We start from the raw sequence: 16,316 nt of genomic DNA, 5'->3' as shown, positions 1-16,316 counted from the left end.
GCTCGTTTCCTTTCGCAAGTTCGCAAGGTTCATATCAGACCGCTACCAGCACGATGGCGCCGATAACCAGCACGGCGCCAGCCGCCATGGAAGCCGCATACCAACGCAGTTGACCGGTCTCGGTACGGCTCAGGGCGGTGTGGCCGCCCTTGGCCATGCGCGGGATCAGGCCAATGGTCTGGTCGAGCGGGTCTTTGCGCAGAATGTGGCTGATCGCAAGGTATGGCTTGACGAACAGTTTGTCGTAGATCCAGTCGAAGCCCCAGGCGGCGAACCACCAGGCCGAAAGGACACGGCCCAGGCCGCTGTTGGCGATGGCGGTGACGAAACGACGCTTGCCCAGGAACAGCAGGGCGGCCAGCAGGATCCCGGCCAGGGCGATGGCGCCCGAGGCGATTTCCAGGCTGTGCTTGGCTTCGCCGCCGGCATGGCCGACGCTTTGCGGCAGTACGCCGTGCAGTGGCGGGGCGATCATGGCGCCGACGAAGGTCGACAGCACGATCAGCACCGACAATGGCAGCCAGTGGGCAATGCCGTGGCCGGCGTGGGCTTCGGTCTTGGCTTCACCGTGGAACGCGATGAAGATCAGGCGGAAGGTGTACAGCGAGGTCATGAACGCACCCACCAGGCCGGCATAGAGCAGGCCTTGGTTACCGCTGGCGAACGCTTCCCAGAGGATCTCGTCCTTGGAATAGAAACCGGCGGTGACCAGTGGCAGGGCCGCCAGGGCCGCGCCGCCAACGATGAAGCTGGCGTAGGCCAACGGCAGTTTCTTCCACAGGCCACCCATCTTGAAGATGTTCTGCTCGTGGTGGCAGGCAACGATTACCGCACCGGAAGCAAGGAACAGCAGGGCCTTGAAGAAGGCGTGGGTCATCAGGTGGAAGATCGCGCCTTCCCAGGCACCGACGCCCAGGGCCAGGAACATGTAGCCGATCTGGCTCATGGTCGAGTAGGCGAGGATACGCTTGATGTCGGTCTGCACCAGCGCGGCGAAGCCGGCCAGTACCAGGGTTACGCCACCGACGATGCCCACCAGGTGCAGGATGTCCGGCGCCAGGGCGAACAGGCCATGAGTACGGGCAATCAGGTAGACGCCCGCGGTCACCATGGTTGCGGCGTGGATCAGTGCCGAGACCGGGGTAGGGCCGGCCATTGCATCCGCCAACCAGGTTTGCAGCGGCAGTTGCGCCGATTTACCGACAGCGCCGCCCAGCAGCATCAGGGTCGCCAGGACGATCCAGAAATCGCCGACCTTGAAGTGCTCGGGGGCCTTGACCAGCAGTTCCTGGATATTCAGCGTACCCAGCTGCTGGAACAGGATGAACAGGCCGATGGCCATGAACACGTCGCCGATGCGGGTGACGATGAACGCCTTGAGTGCCGCGTTACCGTTGTTGCGATTGGTGTAGTAGAAACCGATCAGCAGGTACGAGCACAGGCCCACGCCTTCCCAGCCGAAGTACAGGAACAACAGGTTATCGCCGAGCACCAGGAACAGCATGCTGGCGATGAACAGGTTGGTGTAGGCGAAGAAACGCGAGTAGCCGTCTTCACCGCGCATGTACCAGGACGCGAACAGGTGGATCAGGAAACCCACGCCAACCACGACGCCGAGCATGGTGATCGACAGGCCGTCGATGTACAGGGCGAAGTTCGGCGTGAAGCCTTCCACCGCCATCCAGCGCCACAGCACCAGGGTGTAGTGCCCGCCTTCAGGTGGTGCGACGTTGAATTGCCAGATCACGTAGGCAGCGACAATCGCCGACAGGCCGATGGAACCGACACCGATCAGTGCCGAGAGGTTTTCCGAGAGGCGTCCCCGGGAGAACGACAGCAGCAGGAAACCGATCAGGGGAAATACGAAAGTCAGAAAGATCATGTTCATCCGCGCATCTCACTGGCAGCGTCGATATCGAGCGTGTGGAAGCGGCGATACAGTTGCAACAGGATCGCCAGGCCGATACTGGCCTCGGCGGCTGCCAGGCTGATCACCAGGATGAACATGATCTGTCCATCCGGTTGCGCCCAGCGAGCGCCTGCCACGATGAAGGCCAGGGCAGAGGCGTTCATCATGACCTCCAGGCTCATCAGCACGAACAGGATGTTGCGACGGACCATCAGGCCGACCAGGCCGAGACAGAACAGGATGCCGGCGACTGCCAGGCCATGCTCGAGAGGGATAGCAGGCATGTGATTACTCCTTCGCCTCGTTACGGCCCAAATGGAACGCCGTGACGGCTGCGGCAAGCAGCAGCATCGAGGCGAGTTCGACCACCAGCAGGTATGGGCCGAACAGGCTGATGCCCACGGCCTTTGGACCTACGGTGGTGTGGCCGATGGCCTGGCCGCTCTGGTGGGCGAACAGCACGTACAGCAGTTCCCCCAGCAGCAGGACGGCGAGAATCACCGGCCCTGCCCAGATGCCGGGCTTGAGCCAGGAGCGCTCCTGCTGCACCGAGGCGGGGCCCAGGTTGAGCATCATCACCACGAACACGAACAGCACCATGATGGCGCCGGCGTAGGCGATCACTTCCAGCGCACCGGCAAACGGCGCGCCGAGGGCGAAGAAGGTCATGGCCACGGCGATCAGCGAAATGATCAGGTAGAGCAGGGCATGGATGGGGTTGGTGTTGGTGACCACACGAAGCGTGGACACCACCGCGATACCCGATGCGAAATAGAAAGCGAATTCCATCTTTCTTCCTTAAGGCAGCAAGCTCTTCACGTTGATCGGTTCGGCTTCGTTCTGCGCGGCGCCTTTGGGCTTACCGGCAATGGCCATACCTGCAACACGATAGAAGTTGTAATCAGGGTTTTTACCGGGACCGGAAATCAGCAAGTCTTCTTTCTCGTACACCAGGTCCTGACGTTTGAACTCGGCCATTTCGAAATCCGGCGTGAGCTGGATCGCGGTGGTCGGGCACGCTTCCTCGCAGAGGCCGCAGAAAATGCAGCGCGAGAAGTTGATGCGGAAGAAGTCCGGGTACCAGCGACCGTCTTCGGTTTCAGCTTTCTGCAACGAGATGCAACCGACCGGGCAGGCCACGGCGCACAGGTTGCACGCCACGCAACGCTCTTCGCCGTCGGGATCACGGGTCAGGACGATGCGGCCGCGATAACGCGGAGCCAGGTAGACCGGCTCTTCGGGGTATTGCAGGGTGTCGCGCTTGCGAAAGCCATGGCCGAAGATCATGACCAGGCTTCGCAGTTGGGTACCGGTACCCTTAACGATGTCGCCAATATATTTGAACATGGGTCAAATCCTCACTGAACCGCGGCCGCAGGCGCGTTCATTAAAACGATCGCAGCGGTCACCAGCATGTTGATCAGGGTCAGCGGCAGGCAGAATTTCCAGCTGAAGTCCATCACCTGGTCGTAGCGTGGGCGCGGGATCGAGGCGCGCAGCAGGACGAACAGCATGATGAAGAACGCGGTCTTCAAGGCGAACCAGACGAAGGACAATTGCGGCAGGATGCCGAACGGACCGTGCCAGCCACCGAAGAACAGCGTGACCAGCAGCGCCGAGATCAGGATGATGCCGATGTACTCGCCGACGAAGAACATGCCCCATTTCATGCCGGCATATTCAATGTGGTAACCGTCGGCCAGTTCCTGTTCCGCTTCCGGCTGGTCGAAGGGGTGACGGTGAGTCACGGCCACGCCGGCGATGAAGAAGGTACAGAAGCCGAAGAACTGCGGAATGATGAACCACAGGTTCTGCGCCTGGTACTCGACGATGTCACGCATGTTGAACGAGCCGGCCTGGATCACGATGCCCATGAGCGCCAGGCCCATGAACACTTCGTAGGACACGGTCTGGGCCGAGGCCCGCAGGCTGCCCAGCAGGGCGAACTTGTTGTTGCTCGACCAGCCGGCGAACAGCACCGCGTACACCGACAGGCCGGCCATGGCGAAGAAGAACAGCAGGCCGATGTTCAGGTCCGCCACGCCCCAGGTCGGGGTGATCGGGATGATCGCGAAGGCGATCAGCAAGGCGCTCATGGCCACGACCGGTGCCAGGGTGAAGATCACCTTGTCGGCAAACGGCGGGGTCCAGTCTTCCTTGAAGAACATTTTCACCATGTCGGCGGCGATCTGGAACATGCCGAACGGGCCGACGCGGTTCGGACCGTAGCGGTCCTGCCACCAGCCCAGCAGGCGACGTTCGACGAAGCTCAACAGTGCGCCTGCGACCACCACGGCCAGCAGGATCACGATGGCCTTGAGGACCGTCAGGATCACGTCGATCACTTCAGGGGTGAACCAGCTCATTGCGCTGCCTCCTGCAGACCGTCGACGGTTTTGCCGAATATCGCCGGTGGGATGCCGGCCAGGCCGGCGGGCAACGCCACCAGGCCGGCGCCCAGTGCTTCATTGATACGCAGCGGCAGACGCAGGGTCTGGCCCGCCACGTTCAGGCTCAGCAGGGCCCCGTCGTTGACGCCCAGGCGATCGGCTTCGGACTTGGCCAGCGCCACGTAGGCGGCCGGGATGCGCTCCTGCACCGGTGCGGCCTTGGAAGAGTTCTCTTCGCTGCCGAACAGGTGATGGAACGGCACGACCTGCCAGGTCCCTGGTGCCGGGTTGAAGGCGCGCGGCACGCTGGCGAACCAGCTGAGGCCATCGCCCTGGCTTTCGATCAGGCGCTTGCCCGGGTCACCGGCACGCAGGTGACCGCCGACCTCGTCCTGGAACTTGTTCCAGGCTTGCGGCGAGTTCCAGCCCGGCGACCAGGCGAACGGCACTTGCGAGCGCGGTTCGGCGGAGCCCGAGTAACCTTCCATGGAGAAGGCGAATGGGGTGTCCTGGTCTTGCGGGGTGCGCGGTTCGTGCACGCTGATGTTGGCGCGCATGGCCGTGCGGCCGGAGTAACGCAGCGGCTCGCGGGCCAGCTTCATGCCCTTGATGCGGAACGCGGCGGACGGCGCGGCGTCGACGATGGCAGCCAGTTGCGGGCTGCTCGACGCGCAGGCGGCGGTGACGTGATCCAGTTGGGTCCAGTCGATCGGCTGGTTCAGCAGGGTGGCGCGCAGGGCATGCAGCCAGCGCCAGCCTTCGTGGACCAGGATGCTGGCGTCCAGGTATTGCGGGTCGAAGACCTGGAAGAAGCGCTGGGCGCGACCTTCCTGGCTGACCAGCGTGCCGTCGCCTTCGGCAAAGCTCGCCGCCGGCAACACCAGCTGGGCACGGTCGGTGGTGGCGGTCTTCTGGTGGTCGGCGACGATCACGGTTTTCGCGGCGTTCAGGGCGGCGTCCACACGGGCCTTGTCGGTCCGGGTGTAGAGGTCGTTTTCCAGCACCACGATGGCGTCGGCGTTACCGTCGATCACCGCTTGCAGGGCTGCATCCACCGATTCGCCACCGAGCATGGCCAGGCCGAGGCTGTTGGCTTCCGGCACGACCAGGCTGATGGAGCCGTTCTTCTCGCGCAGCTTCAAGGCCTTGGCGATGTTGGCGGCGGCTTCGATCAACGCCTTGGAACCCAAGGACGTGCCGGCAATGATCAACGGACGCTTGGCGGCCAGCAGGGCGTCGGCGATGCGCTGCACCAGTTCGGCGGCTTCGCTGTCGAGGCCTTCGACGGCCGGTGCACTGGCGTCCAGGGCGTGGGCGACGGCAAAGCCGATGCGGGCCAGGTCGTCAGGCGCGGCATGCACGCATTCTTCGGCGACGTCGTCGAGCTTGGTTTCGGCGAGGCTGGCGATGAACAGCGGGTTCAGCGCGTGCTGGCCGATGTTTTTCACCGCGGCGTCGAGCCAAGGCTGCACGCGCATGGCGTCGGCCATGTCCTCGGCCTTGCCCTTGACCGACTGGCGCAGGGCCAGGGCCATGCGCGCGGCGGTCTGGGTCAGGTCTTCGCCAAGGACGAACACGGCGTCGTGGTCTTCGATGTCGCGCATCGTCGGCACGGGCAGCGGGCTGTCCTTGAGCACTTGCAGCACCAGGCGGATGCGCTCCAGCTCGGTGGCTTCGATACCGCTGTAGAAATGTTCGGCACCGACCAGTTCACGCAACGCGTAGTTGCTTTCCAGGCTGGCCCGTGGCGAACCGATGCCGACGATATTGCGGCCGCGCAGCAGGTCGGCGGCCTTGTCCAGTGCTTCGTCCAGGCTCAGCTTGGTGCCGCCCGCCAACAGCGGTTGGCGCGGACGGTCGGTGCGGTTGACGTAGCCGTAGCCGAAACGGCCGCGGTCACAGAGGAAGTACTGGTTCACCGAACCGTTGTAGCGGTTCTCGATGCGACGCAGTTCGCCGTAGCGCTCGCCCGGGGAGATGTTGCAACCGCTGGAGCAGCCGTGGCAGATGCTCGGCGAGAACTGCATGTCCCACTTGCGGTTGTAGCGCTCGGAGTGGGTCTTGTCGGTGAACACGCCGGTCGGGCAGACCTCGGTGAGGTTGCCGGAGAACTCGCTTTCCAGGGTGCCGTCTTCAACGCGTCCGAAGTACACGTTGTCGTGGGCGCCGAACACGCCCAGGTCGGTACCGCCGGCGTAGTCCTTGTAGAAACGCACGCAGCGGTAGCAGGCGATGCAGCGGTTCATCTCGTGGGAAATGAACGGGCCCAGTTGCTGGTTCTGGTGGGTGCGTTTCTTGAAGCGATAACGGCGCTCGTTGTGGCCGGTCATCACCGTCATGTCTTGCAGGTGGCAGTGACCGCCTTCCTCACAGACCGGGCAGTCGTGCGGGTGGTTGGTCATCAGCCATTCGACGACGCTGGCGCGAAACGCCTTGGATTCTTCATCGTCGATGGAGATCCAGGTGTTGTCGGTGGCGGGGGTCATGCAGGACATGACGATCCGACCACGGGTGTCGTTCTCGTCGGTGTATTGCTTGACTGCGCACTGGCGACAGGCGCCGACGCTGCCAAGGGCGGGGTGCCAGCAGAAATAAGGAATGTCGAGGCCCAGCGACAGACATGCCTGTAACAGGTTGTCTGCCCCGTCGACTTCGAGCGCTTTGCCGTCTACGTGGATAGTGGCCATGGTTCAAAGTTCTTCGTTGGCCCGGTGTCAGCGGGCGTGGCTAATGGAATCTTGTCGTTCGTCCGAATCCAAACAGCCTCGGTGAAAAGGCGTCATCGGACGAAAGGCGAAGGGCACGGACCCTTCGCCTGGTAAAGCGTCGTTACGCGCCGACCATGGTCGGCGTGACCACCTGATTGAGGTCACCGGCGCGGGTTGGCGCGATGCCGGCCTCGAATTCAGGGCGGAAGTATTTGATTGCGCTGCCCAACGGCTCCACGGCACCCGGTGCGTGAGCACAGAAGGTCTTGCCTGGGCCGAGGAAACCCACCAGGCCCAGCAGGGTCTCGATGTCGCCAGGCTGGCCTTGGCCGTTCTCGATGGCCATCAGCAGCTTGACGCTCCACGGCAGGCCGTCACGGCAAGGGGTGCAGAAGCCGCAGGATTCACGGGCAAAGAACTGCTCCATGTTGCGCAGCAGCGACACCATGTTGACGCTGTTGTCCACCGCCATGGCCAGGCCGGTACCCATCCGGGTGCCCACCTTGGCGATGCCGCCGGCGTACATTTGTGCGTCCAGGTGTTCCGGCAACAGGAAGCCGGTACCGGCGCCGCCTGGCTGCCAGCACTTGAGCGTGTAGCCGTCGCGCATGCCGCCGGCGTAGTCCTCGAACAGCTCGCGCGCGGTGACGCCGAATGGCAGTTCCCACAGGCCCGGGTTCTTGACTCGGCCGGAGAAGCCCATGAGCTTGGTGCCCATGTCTTCGCTGCCGTCGCGGGCCAGGGATTTGTACCAGTCCACGCCGTCGGCAATGATTGCCGGCACGTTGCACAGCGTCTCGACGTTGTTCACGCAGGTCGGCTTGCCCCACACGCCCACGGCGGCAGGGAAGGGCGGCTTGGAGCGTGGGTTGGCGCGGCGGCCTTCCAGGGAGTTGATCAGCGCGGTTTCTTCACCGCAGATGTAGCGCCCGGCACCGGTGTGGACGAACAGCTCGAAATCGAAGCCGCTGCCCAGGATGTTCTTGCCCAGCAGGCCCGCGGCCTTGGCTTCTTCCACGGCACGGTTGAGGTGCCTGGCGGCGGTGGTGTATTCGCCACGCAGGAAGATGTAGCCGCGGTAGGTCTTCAGCGCGCGAGCACTGATCAGCATGCCTTCGATCAGCAGATGGGGCAGTTGCTCCATCAGCATGCGGTCTTTCCAGGTGTTGGGTTCCATCTCGTCCGCGTTGCACAGCAGGTAGCGGATATTGATGGATTCGTCCTTGGGCATCAGGCCCCACTTCACGCCCGTGGGGAAGCCCGCACCACCGCGGCCCTTGAGGCCGGAGTCCTTCACGGTCTGGACAATGTCGTCCGCGGCCATGTCGGCGAACGCCTTGCGCGCGGCGGCATAGCCGTTCTTGGCCTGGTACTCGTCCAGCCACACGGCTTCGCCGTCGTCGCGCAGGCGCCAGGTCAGGGGATGGGTTTCGGCCGAACGCTGGATGCGGTTGGCGGGCCCGAAGGAAGTCAGGGTCATACGTAGCCCTCCAGCAGTTTGGCGACGCCTTCAGGCTTGACGTCACCGAACGTGTCGTCGTCGATCATCAGCGCCGGTGCCTTGTCGCAGTTGCCCAGGCAGCACACCGGCAACAGCGTGAAGCGGCCGTCGGCGGTGGTCTGGCCCAGGCCGATGCCCAGCTTGCCCTGGATCTCGCTGACCACGGACTCGTGGCCGCCGATGTAGCAGACCATGCTGTCGCAGACGCGAATGATGTGGCGGCCCACCGGCTGGCGGAAGATCTGGCTGTAGAAGGTGGCGACGCCCTCGACATCGCTGGCCGGGATGCCGAGGATCTCGCCGATGGCGTAGAGCGCGCCGTCAGGCACCCAGCCACGTTCCTTCTGGACGATCTTCAAGGCTTCGATCGACGCCGCGCGCGGGTCTTCGTAGTGATGCAGCTCGTGCTCGATGGCCGAGCGCTCGGTTTCGCTGAGGGCGAAACGGTCTGTCTGGATAAGCGTGCTGTTCATGCTTAGCGGTCCACGTCGGCCATAACGAAGTCGATACTACCCAGGTACGCGATCAAGTCCGCGACCATGCTGCCTTTGATCACCGAAGGGATCTGCTGCAGGTGCGGGTAGCTTGGGGTGCGAATCCGGGTACGGTAGCTCATGGTGCCGCCGTCGCTCGTCAGGTAATAACTGTTGATGCCCTTGGTCGCTTCGATCATCTGGAAGGACTCGTTGGCCGGCATGACCGGGCCCCACGAAACCTGCAGGAAGTGCGTGATCAAGGTCTCGATGTGCTGCAGCGTGCGCTCCTTGGGCGGCGGCGTGGTCAGCGGGTGGTCCGCCTTGTACGGGCCTTCCGGCATGTTGCGCAGGCACTGGTCGATGATCTTGACGCTCTGGCGCATTTCCTCGACGCGAACCATGCAGCGGTCGTAGGCGTCACCGTTGGCGGCCAGCGGGACTTCGAATTCGAAGTTCTCGTAGCCGGAGTAAGGGCGTGCCTTGCGCAGGTCGAAGTCGCAACCGGTGGAACGCAGGCCGGCACCGGTGACGCCCCATTCCAGGGCTTCCTTGGTGTTGTAGGCGGCGACCCCGATGGTCCGGCCCTTGAGGATGCTGTTCTGCAGGGCAGCCTTGGTGTATTCGTCCAGGCGCTTGGGCATCCATTCGACGAAGTCCTTGACCAGCTTCTCCCAGCCGCGCGGCAGGTCGTGGGCGACGCCACCGATGCGGTACCAAGCCGGGTGCAGGCGGAAACCGGTGATGGCTTCGATCACCGTGTAAGCCTTCTGGCGGTCGGTGAAGGTGAAGAACACCGGGGTCATGGCGCCGACGTCCTGGATGTAGGTGCCCAGGAACAGCAGGTGGCTGGTGATACGGAAGAACTCGGCCATCATGATGCGGATGACGTCGACCTTCTCCGGTACCTTGATCCCGGCCAGCTTCTCGACCGAGAGCACGTACGGCAGGTTGTTCATCACCCCGCCGAGATAATCGATGCGGTCGGTGTACGGGATGTAGCTGTGCCAGGACTGGCGCTCGGCCATTTTCTCGGCGCCACGGTGGTGGTAGCCGATGTCCGGGACGCAGTCTACGATTTCTTCGCCGTCCAGTTGCAGGATGATGCGGAACGCACCGTGGGCCGAAGGGTGGTTCGGACCCAGGTTGAGGAACATGTAGTCCTCGTTGGCGCCCGAACGCTTCATGCCCCAGTCTTCAGGCTTGAAGCGCGCGGCTTCTTCCTCGAGCTGTTGTTTGGCCAGCGACAGGCTGAAGGGGTCGAACTCGGTGGCCCGGGCCGGGAAGTCCTTGCGCAGCGGGTGACCTTCCCAGGTCGGCGGCATCATGATGCGCGACAGGTGCGGGTGGCCGGGGAAGTCGATCCCGTACATGTCCCACACTTCACGCTCGTACCAGTTGGCGTTCGGCCAGATACCGGTCACGGTCGGCACGCTGAGGTCGCTCTCGGACAAGGCGACCTTGATCATTACGTCACTATTACGCTCGATCGACAGCAGGTGGTAGAACACGGTGAAGTCGACGCCGTCGGGCAGGCCCTGGCGCTTGGTGCGCAGACGCTCGTCCACGCCGTGCAGGTCATAGAGCATGACGTACGGCTTGGGCAGGTTGCGCAGGAAGGTCAGGACTTCGATGAGTCGGGCGCGGGCAACCCACAGCACCGGCATGCCGGTGCGGGTCGACTGGACGGTGAACGCGTCGGCGCCAAAACGGTTGTTCAGTTCGACGACCACATCCTGGTCGTCTGCCTTGTAAGGCGGGATGTACAGAGCACTGCCTGTAGTCATGGTTATTTATCGCTTTCGGTCAACGTAAAGAATGAAGCCAGGTTCTCGTTTCTACTGTGAGGAACAGAGCTGGATCAGACTTCGTCGGGGCTGCGCAGGTTGGTGACTGCGATACGCTGTTCGCGACGCTGTTCCTTTTGCGACGGCATCTCGGCGCGATAAACGCCTTGATCACCAACGACCCAGGACAGTGGGCGACGCTCCTGGCCAATCGACTCCTGCAACAGCATCAAGCCTTGCAGGAAAGCTTCAGGGCGAGGCGGGCAGCCAGGCACGTAGACGTCCACGGGCAGGAACTTGTCCACCCCTTGAACGACGGAATAGATGTCGTACATGCCACCGGAGTTGGCGCACGAACCCATGGAGATCACCCACTTGGGTTCGAGCATCTGCTCATAGAGACGCTGGATGATCGGCGCCATCTTGATGAAGCAGGTTCCGGCGATAACCATGAAGTCCGCCTGGCGCGGCGAGGCCCGGATCACTTCGGCGCCGAAGCGCGCGATGTCGTGGGGCGCCGTGAAGGCGGTGGTCATTTCCACGTAGCAGCACGAAAGGCCGAAGTTGTACGGCCACAGGGAGTTCTTGCGACCCCAGTTGACCGTGCTGTTCAGCACGTCTTCGAGCTTGCCCATGAAGATGTTCTTGTGGACTTGATCTTCTAACGGATCGGCGACGGTTTCCCGCTTGCCAATCGGATACTGCTCGTTAGGAGCATCGGGGTCGATCCTGGTGAGATTGTATTGCATTGCCAAAGCCTCATTGTTTCAGCTTCGCTTGCCGCTTGCGCCGAGCTTCCGGAGCCCAATCAAGTGCCCCCACCCGGTAAAGGTAGACAAGACCTGCCAACAGAATTGCTATGAAAACGAGTGCTTCGACGAATCCGGTCCAGCCGCTTTCGCGGACGGACACAGACCATGCAAAGAGAAAGAGGGCTTCGATATCGAAGATCACGAAGAGCATCGCGACCAGATAGAATTTGGCTGAGAGCCGCAAGCGGGCGCCACCGGTAGGTAGCATGCCGGACTCGAACGGTTCGTTTTTGCTGCGGCCCCAGGCTTTTGACCCGAGCAGGCTCGACACGCCGAGCATGAAGGCACACAGGCCGACGACGCCCAGAAGGAAAATGGCAAAGCCCCAGTTGTGGGCCATGAGTCCTGTCGCTTCGGGCATGCTGGAAATCCTTAACAGAGGGCAAGGGCCTCTGAGCTTGAAAAGAAATAACGCAGTGACGATATGTCGCAGCAATCAATCGCGGTGATTTTATGGCTAAACACCGGGCAAGTAAAATTCCTATAGCGAAATTATTTATTGGAATAAGGAGATAGCGCACCTCCAAGGCCCCGCGGCCCCGGTGGGATGGGCATTGGCCGTTGATTCTTCAATAATATTTCGCGTTGGTTGTAACAAAGAGATGTTCGCCTAAATGATAATTGTTATTGTTTGTGCGGGCGTTCCATCAAGTAAGCCCGCGCAGTAGCTGAGTACTTTTCTTACAGGGTAGTGACTGCAATTGTCAGCGCCGGCCGTTTTACTCTTTTTCAGACTGCCCGATACTGCGTTCGATCAATTTTTCTGAAGGTTCTTCCGTTTCTGGTGGGAGCGGGCTTGCTCGCGAAAGCGGTGTGTCAGTTGTGCATTCATTGCCTGGCGCGTCGCCTTCACGAGCAAGCCCGCTCCCACAAGGGCGCTTCGCCCCTTGAAGCGTAGGCGAAAAAAAGCCCCGAACCAGTCGGGGCGTCAGATATAGGCCTTGCGGTTAGTTTTTACTCGGTCCGCAAGGGCCGTTCAGGCGGATCAGTGGAACTGTTCTTCTTCGGTCGAACCGGTCAGCGCGGTCACCGACGAGGTGCCGCCCTGGATCACGGTGGTCATGTCGTCGAAGTAGCCAGTGCCCACTTCCTGCTGGTGGGCCACGAAGGTGTAGCCTTTGGCAGCGTCAGCGAATTCCTGCTCTTGCAGCTTCACGTAGGCGGTCATGTCGTTGCGGGCGTAGTCGTGCGCCAGGTTGAACATGCTGTGCCACATGTTGTGAATGCCGGCCAGGGTGATGAACTGGTGCTTGTAGCCCATGGCGGACAGTTCGCGCTGGAACTTGGCGATGGTCGCGTCGTCCAGGTTTTTCTTCCAGTTGAAGGAAGGCGAGCAGTTGTACGACAGGATCTGGTCCGGGTATTCCTTCTTGATCGCTTCGGCGAAACGACGGGCTTCGTCCAGGTCCGGCTTGGCGGTTTCGCACCAGATCAGGTCGGCGTACGGCGCGTAGGCCAGGCCGCGGGCGATGGCCTGGTCGAGGCCGGCGCGGACCTTATAGAAGCCTTCCTGGGTGCGAGTGCCGGTCACGAACGGCTGGTCGTACGGGTCGCAGTCGGAGGTCAGCAGGTCAGCGGCGTTGGCGTCGGTACGGGCCAGGATGATGGTCGGTACACCGGCAACGTCGGCGGCCAGGCGGGCAGCGGTCAGCTTCTGCACGGCTTCCTGGGTCGGAACCAGTACCTTGCCACCCATGTGGCCGCATTTCTTCACCGAGGCCAACTGGTCTTCGAAGTGCACGCCGGCGGCGCCTGCCTCGATCATGCTCTTCATCAGTTCGTAGGCGTTCAGGACGCCGCCGAAACCGGCTTCGGCGTCAGCCACGATCGGTGCGAAGTAGTCGATGTAGCCTTCATCGCCCGGGTTCTTGCCAGCTTTCCACTGGATCTGGTCGGCGCGACGGAACGAGTTGTTGATGCGCTTGACCACGGTTGGAACCGAATCCACCGGGTACAGCGACTGGTCAGGGTACATCGACTCGGCGGAGTTGTTGTCCGCGGCCACTTGCCAGCCCGACAGGTAGATCGCCTGGATGCCGGCCTTGACTTGCTGAACGGCCTGGCCGCCGGTCAGGGCGCCCATGCAGTTGACGAAATCTTTCTCGGGACGGAAGGATGGCTTGGCGCCCTGGGTGACCAGGTTCCACAGCTTCTCGGCGCCCATCTTTGCAAAGGTGTGCTCAGGTTGAACCGAGCCACGCAGGCGGACGACGTCAGCAGCGGAATAATTGCGCTTCACGCCTTTCCAGCGCGGGTTTTCAGCCCAGTCTTTTTCAAGGGCTGCAATTTGCTGTTCGCGTGTCAGTGCCATGGAGATAAACCTCGTCGCGTCGTGTAGAAAAAATCGGTCTGGGTCAAATGTCCTGCGTGCCTACGGCGCCAGTCATTGGCGAAGGAGGCTGCTCGCTGGCCAGGGGGCCGGGCGGACAAGTCGGTTCAGGCGGGGCGGCGACGGGATGAACGATGGGCTCGAGGGGAAAGTGAGCAGGTAGGGGCGAACTGCGGGCGCATGCGGGCGTCGTGGGCCTTTATACGAACTCAGAGTGATGCCGGGTTACCTAGTTACGCTTCCGTCCCTCGGGACAACTTCGTTCCAGTCGCAACCTCGTCAAACACACCTTGTGGGCGGTACAGACACGAATCGGCTCGCAGGGTGGTTGCAAGCGTCGACCCGAAGGCCCTTGCCAGGGCCCCTGATTAGCGGGAGCGAGGCCATCATGCCTTCGGTTTTTTGGCTCGTCAAACGTTTTGTAGTGCTTTTTTTTGAGCACTACATCTTTGGTCTAATACGACTCATCAGTCAGTTTTTGGTGCTTCAGTTCAGGGTGTCGACCTTGACCCGCAAAATCATGTCATCGCGGCCCTGGGTCGAGTAGCTGCGGGTCAGCCCCTGTTTATCGGCCTGGGTCTGGCGATTCACGCCGGCCAGGGTGATCCATTCGCCCAGGCGCCCGCTGACGGTTGTGTCGGTACTTTGCACGTTCACTACATCGGGACGTTCCTGGCTCATGCGGTCACGGTTGGTACTGATGCTCAGGTGAACGGTTTCGCCGGTGACGCTGGCGGTGACGTAGAAACCCTGGGTGACGTTGCGGTATTCGGTCTGGCTTTGCACGCGACCGTAGTTGTCGCTCTGGCTGCTGGTGAACGGCACGCTCTGGCCCACCTGGATCAGGGCCGGCTGGCCTTCGCTGGCCTGCACCTGCTGCACGCCGCCGTCGCGGCTCGCGGTGCTGCGGTTGATGATGCGGGTCTGGCTGGGGGCGGCGCCGTTGATGGAATAGCCCTGGTCACCCTGCAGATTGTTCTCGTTGGTGTCGACCGTGATCAGCAGGCGCTTGGGGGCGGTGTCCAGTTGTGCCAGGAACTGGCGCAGTTCTTCGATCTTGCCGGGCTCGCCATTGACGATCAGTTGATTGCCATAGGCGCTGACCTGGCCGTCCTTGCCCATGAAATTCTGCGCCACCGGCAGCAAGTCGGCGCTGGTTCGGTAATTCAATGGGACGATTTGCGTGTCGGCCATCACAGACAGGCTGCACCCCAGTAGCAGGGTGGTCAGGAGGGTGCGTAGGGACATTCCATTTCTCCGCGGGACAAAGGCTTGATATTGCCAGTTTGTCGGCCCAGCGTGGTGCAAGTTGAATGATAGGCAGCAAAACGCCCCGGCATTGGAGGATGGCGGGGTGTTTTCTTGGACAGGCGTCTGGTAGAGCGATAGGCGGCGAACCGCCCATCTGATGAGATTGTCTCAGAAAGTCTGCCGCGCCTCAGCTGACAATGACTCGTATTAGGCTTGACTGGTTGTCATGCATGCCGTCTCCCCTGTCGTTCATTCTCAAGAAAATGTCTCCGATCTTCTGTTCACCTCGCTCCTCCGAATGCCAAGCGGGCAGCGGTGTCCCGTTTTCTCCCCATTTATAGATGAGCTGGCCATATCTGGCGCCTGGCCCGCTGTAGGGATAAGACGTGTCGCCGACGATGGAAATAAGTTTTTCCGATACGCCTGCTGGGCCGCAATCTCCTGAAATCGAGGCAACCGTAGTGGTGAGCGCCGGGGCTCCCCAGTTGTTTTTTCGTGAGACGGCCGGTGCATCGAGCGCCATGAATATCGGTTCACTGGAATTTCCCAAGTGAACGATCTTGTCCCAGTTCTGATGTCTGGTGATGCCGCACCTGACCCAGCCGCTGTCCGGGATTACTGTAACGAATACGAGTTCTCCACTGGGTCTGAATGTGCCGACGTAAACCTGCATGGCGCCGTAGCATCGGGTAAGCCGCTCGTCAGGTATGTTCATTCTCAGAAAAAGTTCACCTTGCTCGCTCAGTGTGCTTGCATAGTGTTCGTTATAAATCGGCAAGGCCTTTCCGTTCTCCCCAAACTTATAGAGCAATTGTCCAACATAGGCTCCCGGCCCATTGAAAGGGAAGTTATTGTCACCGCTGGCTATAGGATAATTGGTGTCGCCAGCTGCTTTGCAGTAAAGATTATGGCCGTATTCCCATGTGTCGGCAGGCAGGGGGATCGGCACCGGGAAAGCAACACTTGAAGATACAAATGACACCAGCCAGTCCCTGCTTACGGATACGCTGGCACGTTGCGGAGTCCGCGTATTTGCGTCGACTGTGAGTATGACCCCCGTGCGGTCGTGGCGTGTGGTGTCAGGTGTTCTATTCCATATGAAGCCATACTCTTTTATATCGTTGTATACATTCAAGGCGACACCTACAACATCTCC

General features: G+C 61.5%; 14 protein-coding genes. All 14 read right to left on the bottom strand.

Features of this window, described 5'->3' with window-relative positions; all coding sequences use genetic code 11:
- Positions 1-34 precede the first annotated feature (34 nt).
- Complete coding sequence (locus tag VM99_14545; protein ID AKJ99229.1) at positions 35-1,888, bottom strand: NADH-quinone oxidoreductase subunit L; 1,854 nt, start codon at positions 1,886-1,888, stop codon at positions 35-37.
- Positions 1,885-2,193, bottom strand: a complete 309-nt coding sequence (locus tag VM99_14540; GenBank protein AKJ99228.1) for an NADH-quinone oxidoreductase subunit K — start codon at positions 2,191-2,193, stop codon at positions 1,885-1,887. Before VM99_14540 ends, VM99_14545 begins: the two co-directional genes overlap by 4 nt.
- Before the next feature lie 4 nt (positions 2,194-2,197).
- On the bottom strand, positions 2,198-2,698 hold the full coding sequence (locus VM99_14535) for an NADH dehydrogenase (GenBank protein AKJ99227.1): 501 nt from the start codon (positions 2,696-2,698) through the stop codon (positions 2,198-2,200).
- A gap of 9 nt (positions 2,699-2,707) precedes the next feature.
- The gene (locus VM99_14530) at positions 2,708-3,256 is read right to left on the bottom strand and encodes an NADH dehydrogenase (GenBank protein ID AKJ99226.1); all 549 of its coding nucleotides are present in this window, start codon (positions 3,254-3,256) and stop codon (positions 2,708-2,710) included.
- Positions 3,257-3,267: 11 nt separating this feature from the next.
- A complete protein-coding gene (locus VM99_14525) occupies positions 3,268-4,275 on the bottom strand; it encodes an NADH:ubiquinone oxidoreductase (protein AKJ99225.1) in 1,008 nt (335 codons plus the stop codon).
- Positions 4,272-6,986 (bottom strand): NADH dehydrogenase, encoded by a 2,715-nt coding sequence (locus VM99_14520; protein ID AKJ99224.1) that lies wholly within the window; start codon positions 6,984-6,986, stop codon positions 4,272-4,274. The genes VM99_14525 and VM99_14520 overlap by 4 nt, the downstream gene beginning before the upstream one ends.
- Before the next feature lie 142 nt (positions 6,987-7,128).
- The gene (locus VM99_14515; GenBank protein ID AKJ99223.1) at positions 7,129-8,487 is read right to left on the bottom strand and encodes an NADH dehydrogenase; all 1,359 of its coding nucleotides are present in this window, start codon (positions 8,485-8,487) and stop codon (positions 7,129-7,131) included.
- Positions 8,484-8,981, bottom strand: coding sequence for an NADH dehydrogenase (locus VM99_14510; GenBank protein ID AKJ99222.1), 498 nt, complete (start codon positions 8,979-8,981; stop codon positions 8,484-8,486). Before VM99_14510 ends, VM99_14515 begins: the two co-directional genes overlap by 4 nt.
- Before the next feature lie 2 nt (positions 8,982-8,983).
- Entirely contained in the window at positions 8,984-10,768 is a 1,785-nt protein-coding gene (locus tag VM99_14505) for an NADH:ubiquinone oxidoreductase (GenBank protein ID AKJ99221.1), read from the bottom strand.
- 74 nt (positions 10,769-10,842) lie between these two features.
- Entirely contained in the window at positions 10,843-11,517 is a 675-nt protein-coding gene (locus tag VM99_14500) for an NADH dehydrogenase (protein AKJ99220.1), read from the bottom strand.
- A gap of 10 nt (positions 11,518-11,527) precedes the next feature.
- On the bottom strand, positions 11,528-11,941 hold the full coding sequence (locus tag VM99_14495) for an NADH-quinone oxidoreductase subunit A (GenBank protein AKJ99219.1): 414 nt from the start codon (positions 11,939-11,941) through the stop codon (positions 11,528-11,530).
- A 624-nt stretch (positions 11,942-12,565) separates the two neighbouring features.
- Complete coding sequence (locus VM99_14490) at positions 12,566-13,891, bottom strand: isocitrate lyase (GenBank protein AKJ99218.1); 1,326 nt, start codon at positions 13,889-13,891, stop codon at positions 12,566-12,568.
- A gap of 504 nt (positions 13,892-14,395) precedes the next feature.
- Complete coding sequence (locus VM99_14485) at positions 14,396-15,157, bottom strand: secretin (GenBank protein AKJ99217.1); 762 nt, start codon at positions 15,155-15,157, stop codon at positions 14,396-14,398.
- A 190-nt stretch (positions 15,158-15,347) separates the two neighbouring features.
- Positions 15,348-15,971, bottom strand: a complete 624-nt coding sequence (locus VM99_14480) for a hypothetical protein (protein AKJ99216.1) — start codon at positions 15,969-15,971, stop codon at positions 15,348-15,350.
- Positions 15,972-16,316 lie beyond the last annotated feature (345 nt).

It is taken from the genome of Pseudomonas chlororaphis (assembly GCA_001023535.1).
In the GTDB taxonomy this organism is placed as follows: Bacteria; Pseudomonadota; Gammaproteobacteria; order Pseudomonadales; family Pseudomonadaceae; genus Aquipseudomonas; species Aquipseudomonas chlororaphis_E.
This window is presented reverse-complemented; position numbering and strand designations above follow the sequence as displayed.

What these genes read in the sequence shown, in the direction of transcription:
- VM99_14545 (AKJ99229.1), bottom strand. Translation starts at nt 1,888, where the DNA reads ATGAACATGATCTTTCTGACTTTCGTATTTCCCCTGATCGGTTTCCTG.
- VM99_14540 (AKJ99228.1), bottom strand. Translation starts at nt 2,193, where the DNA reads ATGCCTGCTATCCCTCTCGAGCATGGCCTGGCAGTCGCCGGCATCCTG.
- VM99_14535 (AKJ99227.1), bottom strand. Translation starts at nt 2,698, where the DNA reads ATGGAATTCGCTTTCTATTTCGCATCGGGTATCGCGGTGGTGTCCACG.
- VM99_14530 (AKJ99226.1), bottom strand. Translation starts at nt 3,256, where the DNA reads ATGTTCAAATATATTGGCGACATCGTTAAGGGTACCGGTACCCAACTG.
- VM99_14525 (AKJ99225.1), bottom strand. Translation starts at nt 4,275, where the DNA reads ATGAGCTGGTTCACCCCTGAAGTGATCGACGTGATCCTGACGGTCCTC.
- VM99_14520 (AKJ99224.1), bottom strand. Translation starts at nt 6,986, where the DNA reads ATGGCCACTATCCACGTAGACGGCAAAGCGCTCGAAGTCGACGGGGCA.
- VM99_14515 (AKJ99223.1), bottom strand. Translation starts at nt 8,487, where the DNA reads ATGACCCTGACTTCCTTCGGGCCCGCCAACCGCATCCAGCGTTCGGCC.
- VM99_14510 (AKJ99222.1), bottom strand. Translation starts at nt 8,981, where the DNA reads ATGAACAGCACGCTTATCCAGACAGACCGTTTCGCCCTCAGCGAAACC.
- VM99_14505 (AKJ99221.1), bottom strand. Translation starts at nt 10,768, where the DNA reads ATGACTACAGGCAGTGCTCTGTACATCCCGCCTTACAAGGCAGACGAC.
- VM99_14500 (AKJ99220.1), bottom strand. Translation starts at nt 11,517, where the DNA reads ATGCAATACAATCTCACCAGGATCGACCCCGATGCTCCTAACGAGCAG.
- VM99_14495 (AKJ99219.1), bottom strand. Translation starts at nt 11,941, where the DNA reads ATGCCCGAAGCGACAGGACTCATGGCCCACAACTGGGGCTTTGCCATT.
- VM99_14490 (AKJ99218.1), bottom strand. Translation starts at nt 13,891, where the DNA reads ATGGCACTGACACGCGAACAGCAAATTGCAGCCCTTGAAAAAGACTGG.
- VM99_14485 (AKJ99217.1), bottom strand. Translation starts at nt 15,157, where the DNA reads ATGTCCCTACGCACCCTCCTGACCACCCTGCTACTGGGGTGCAGCCTG.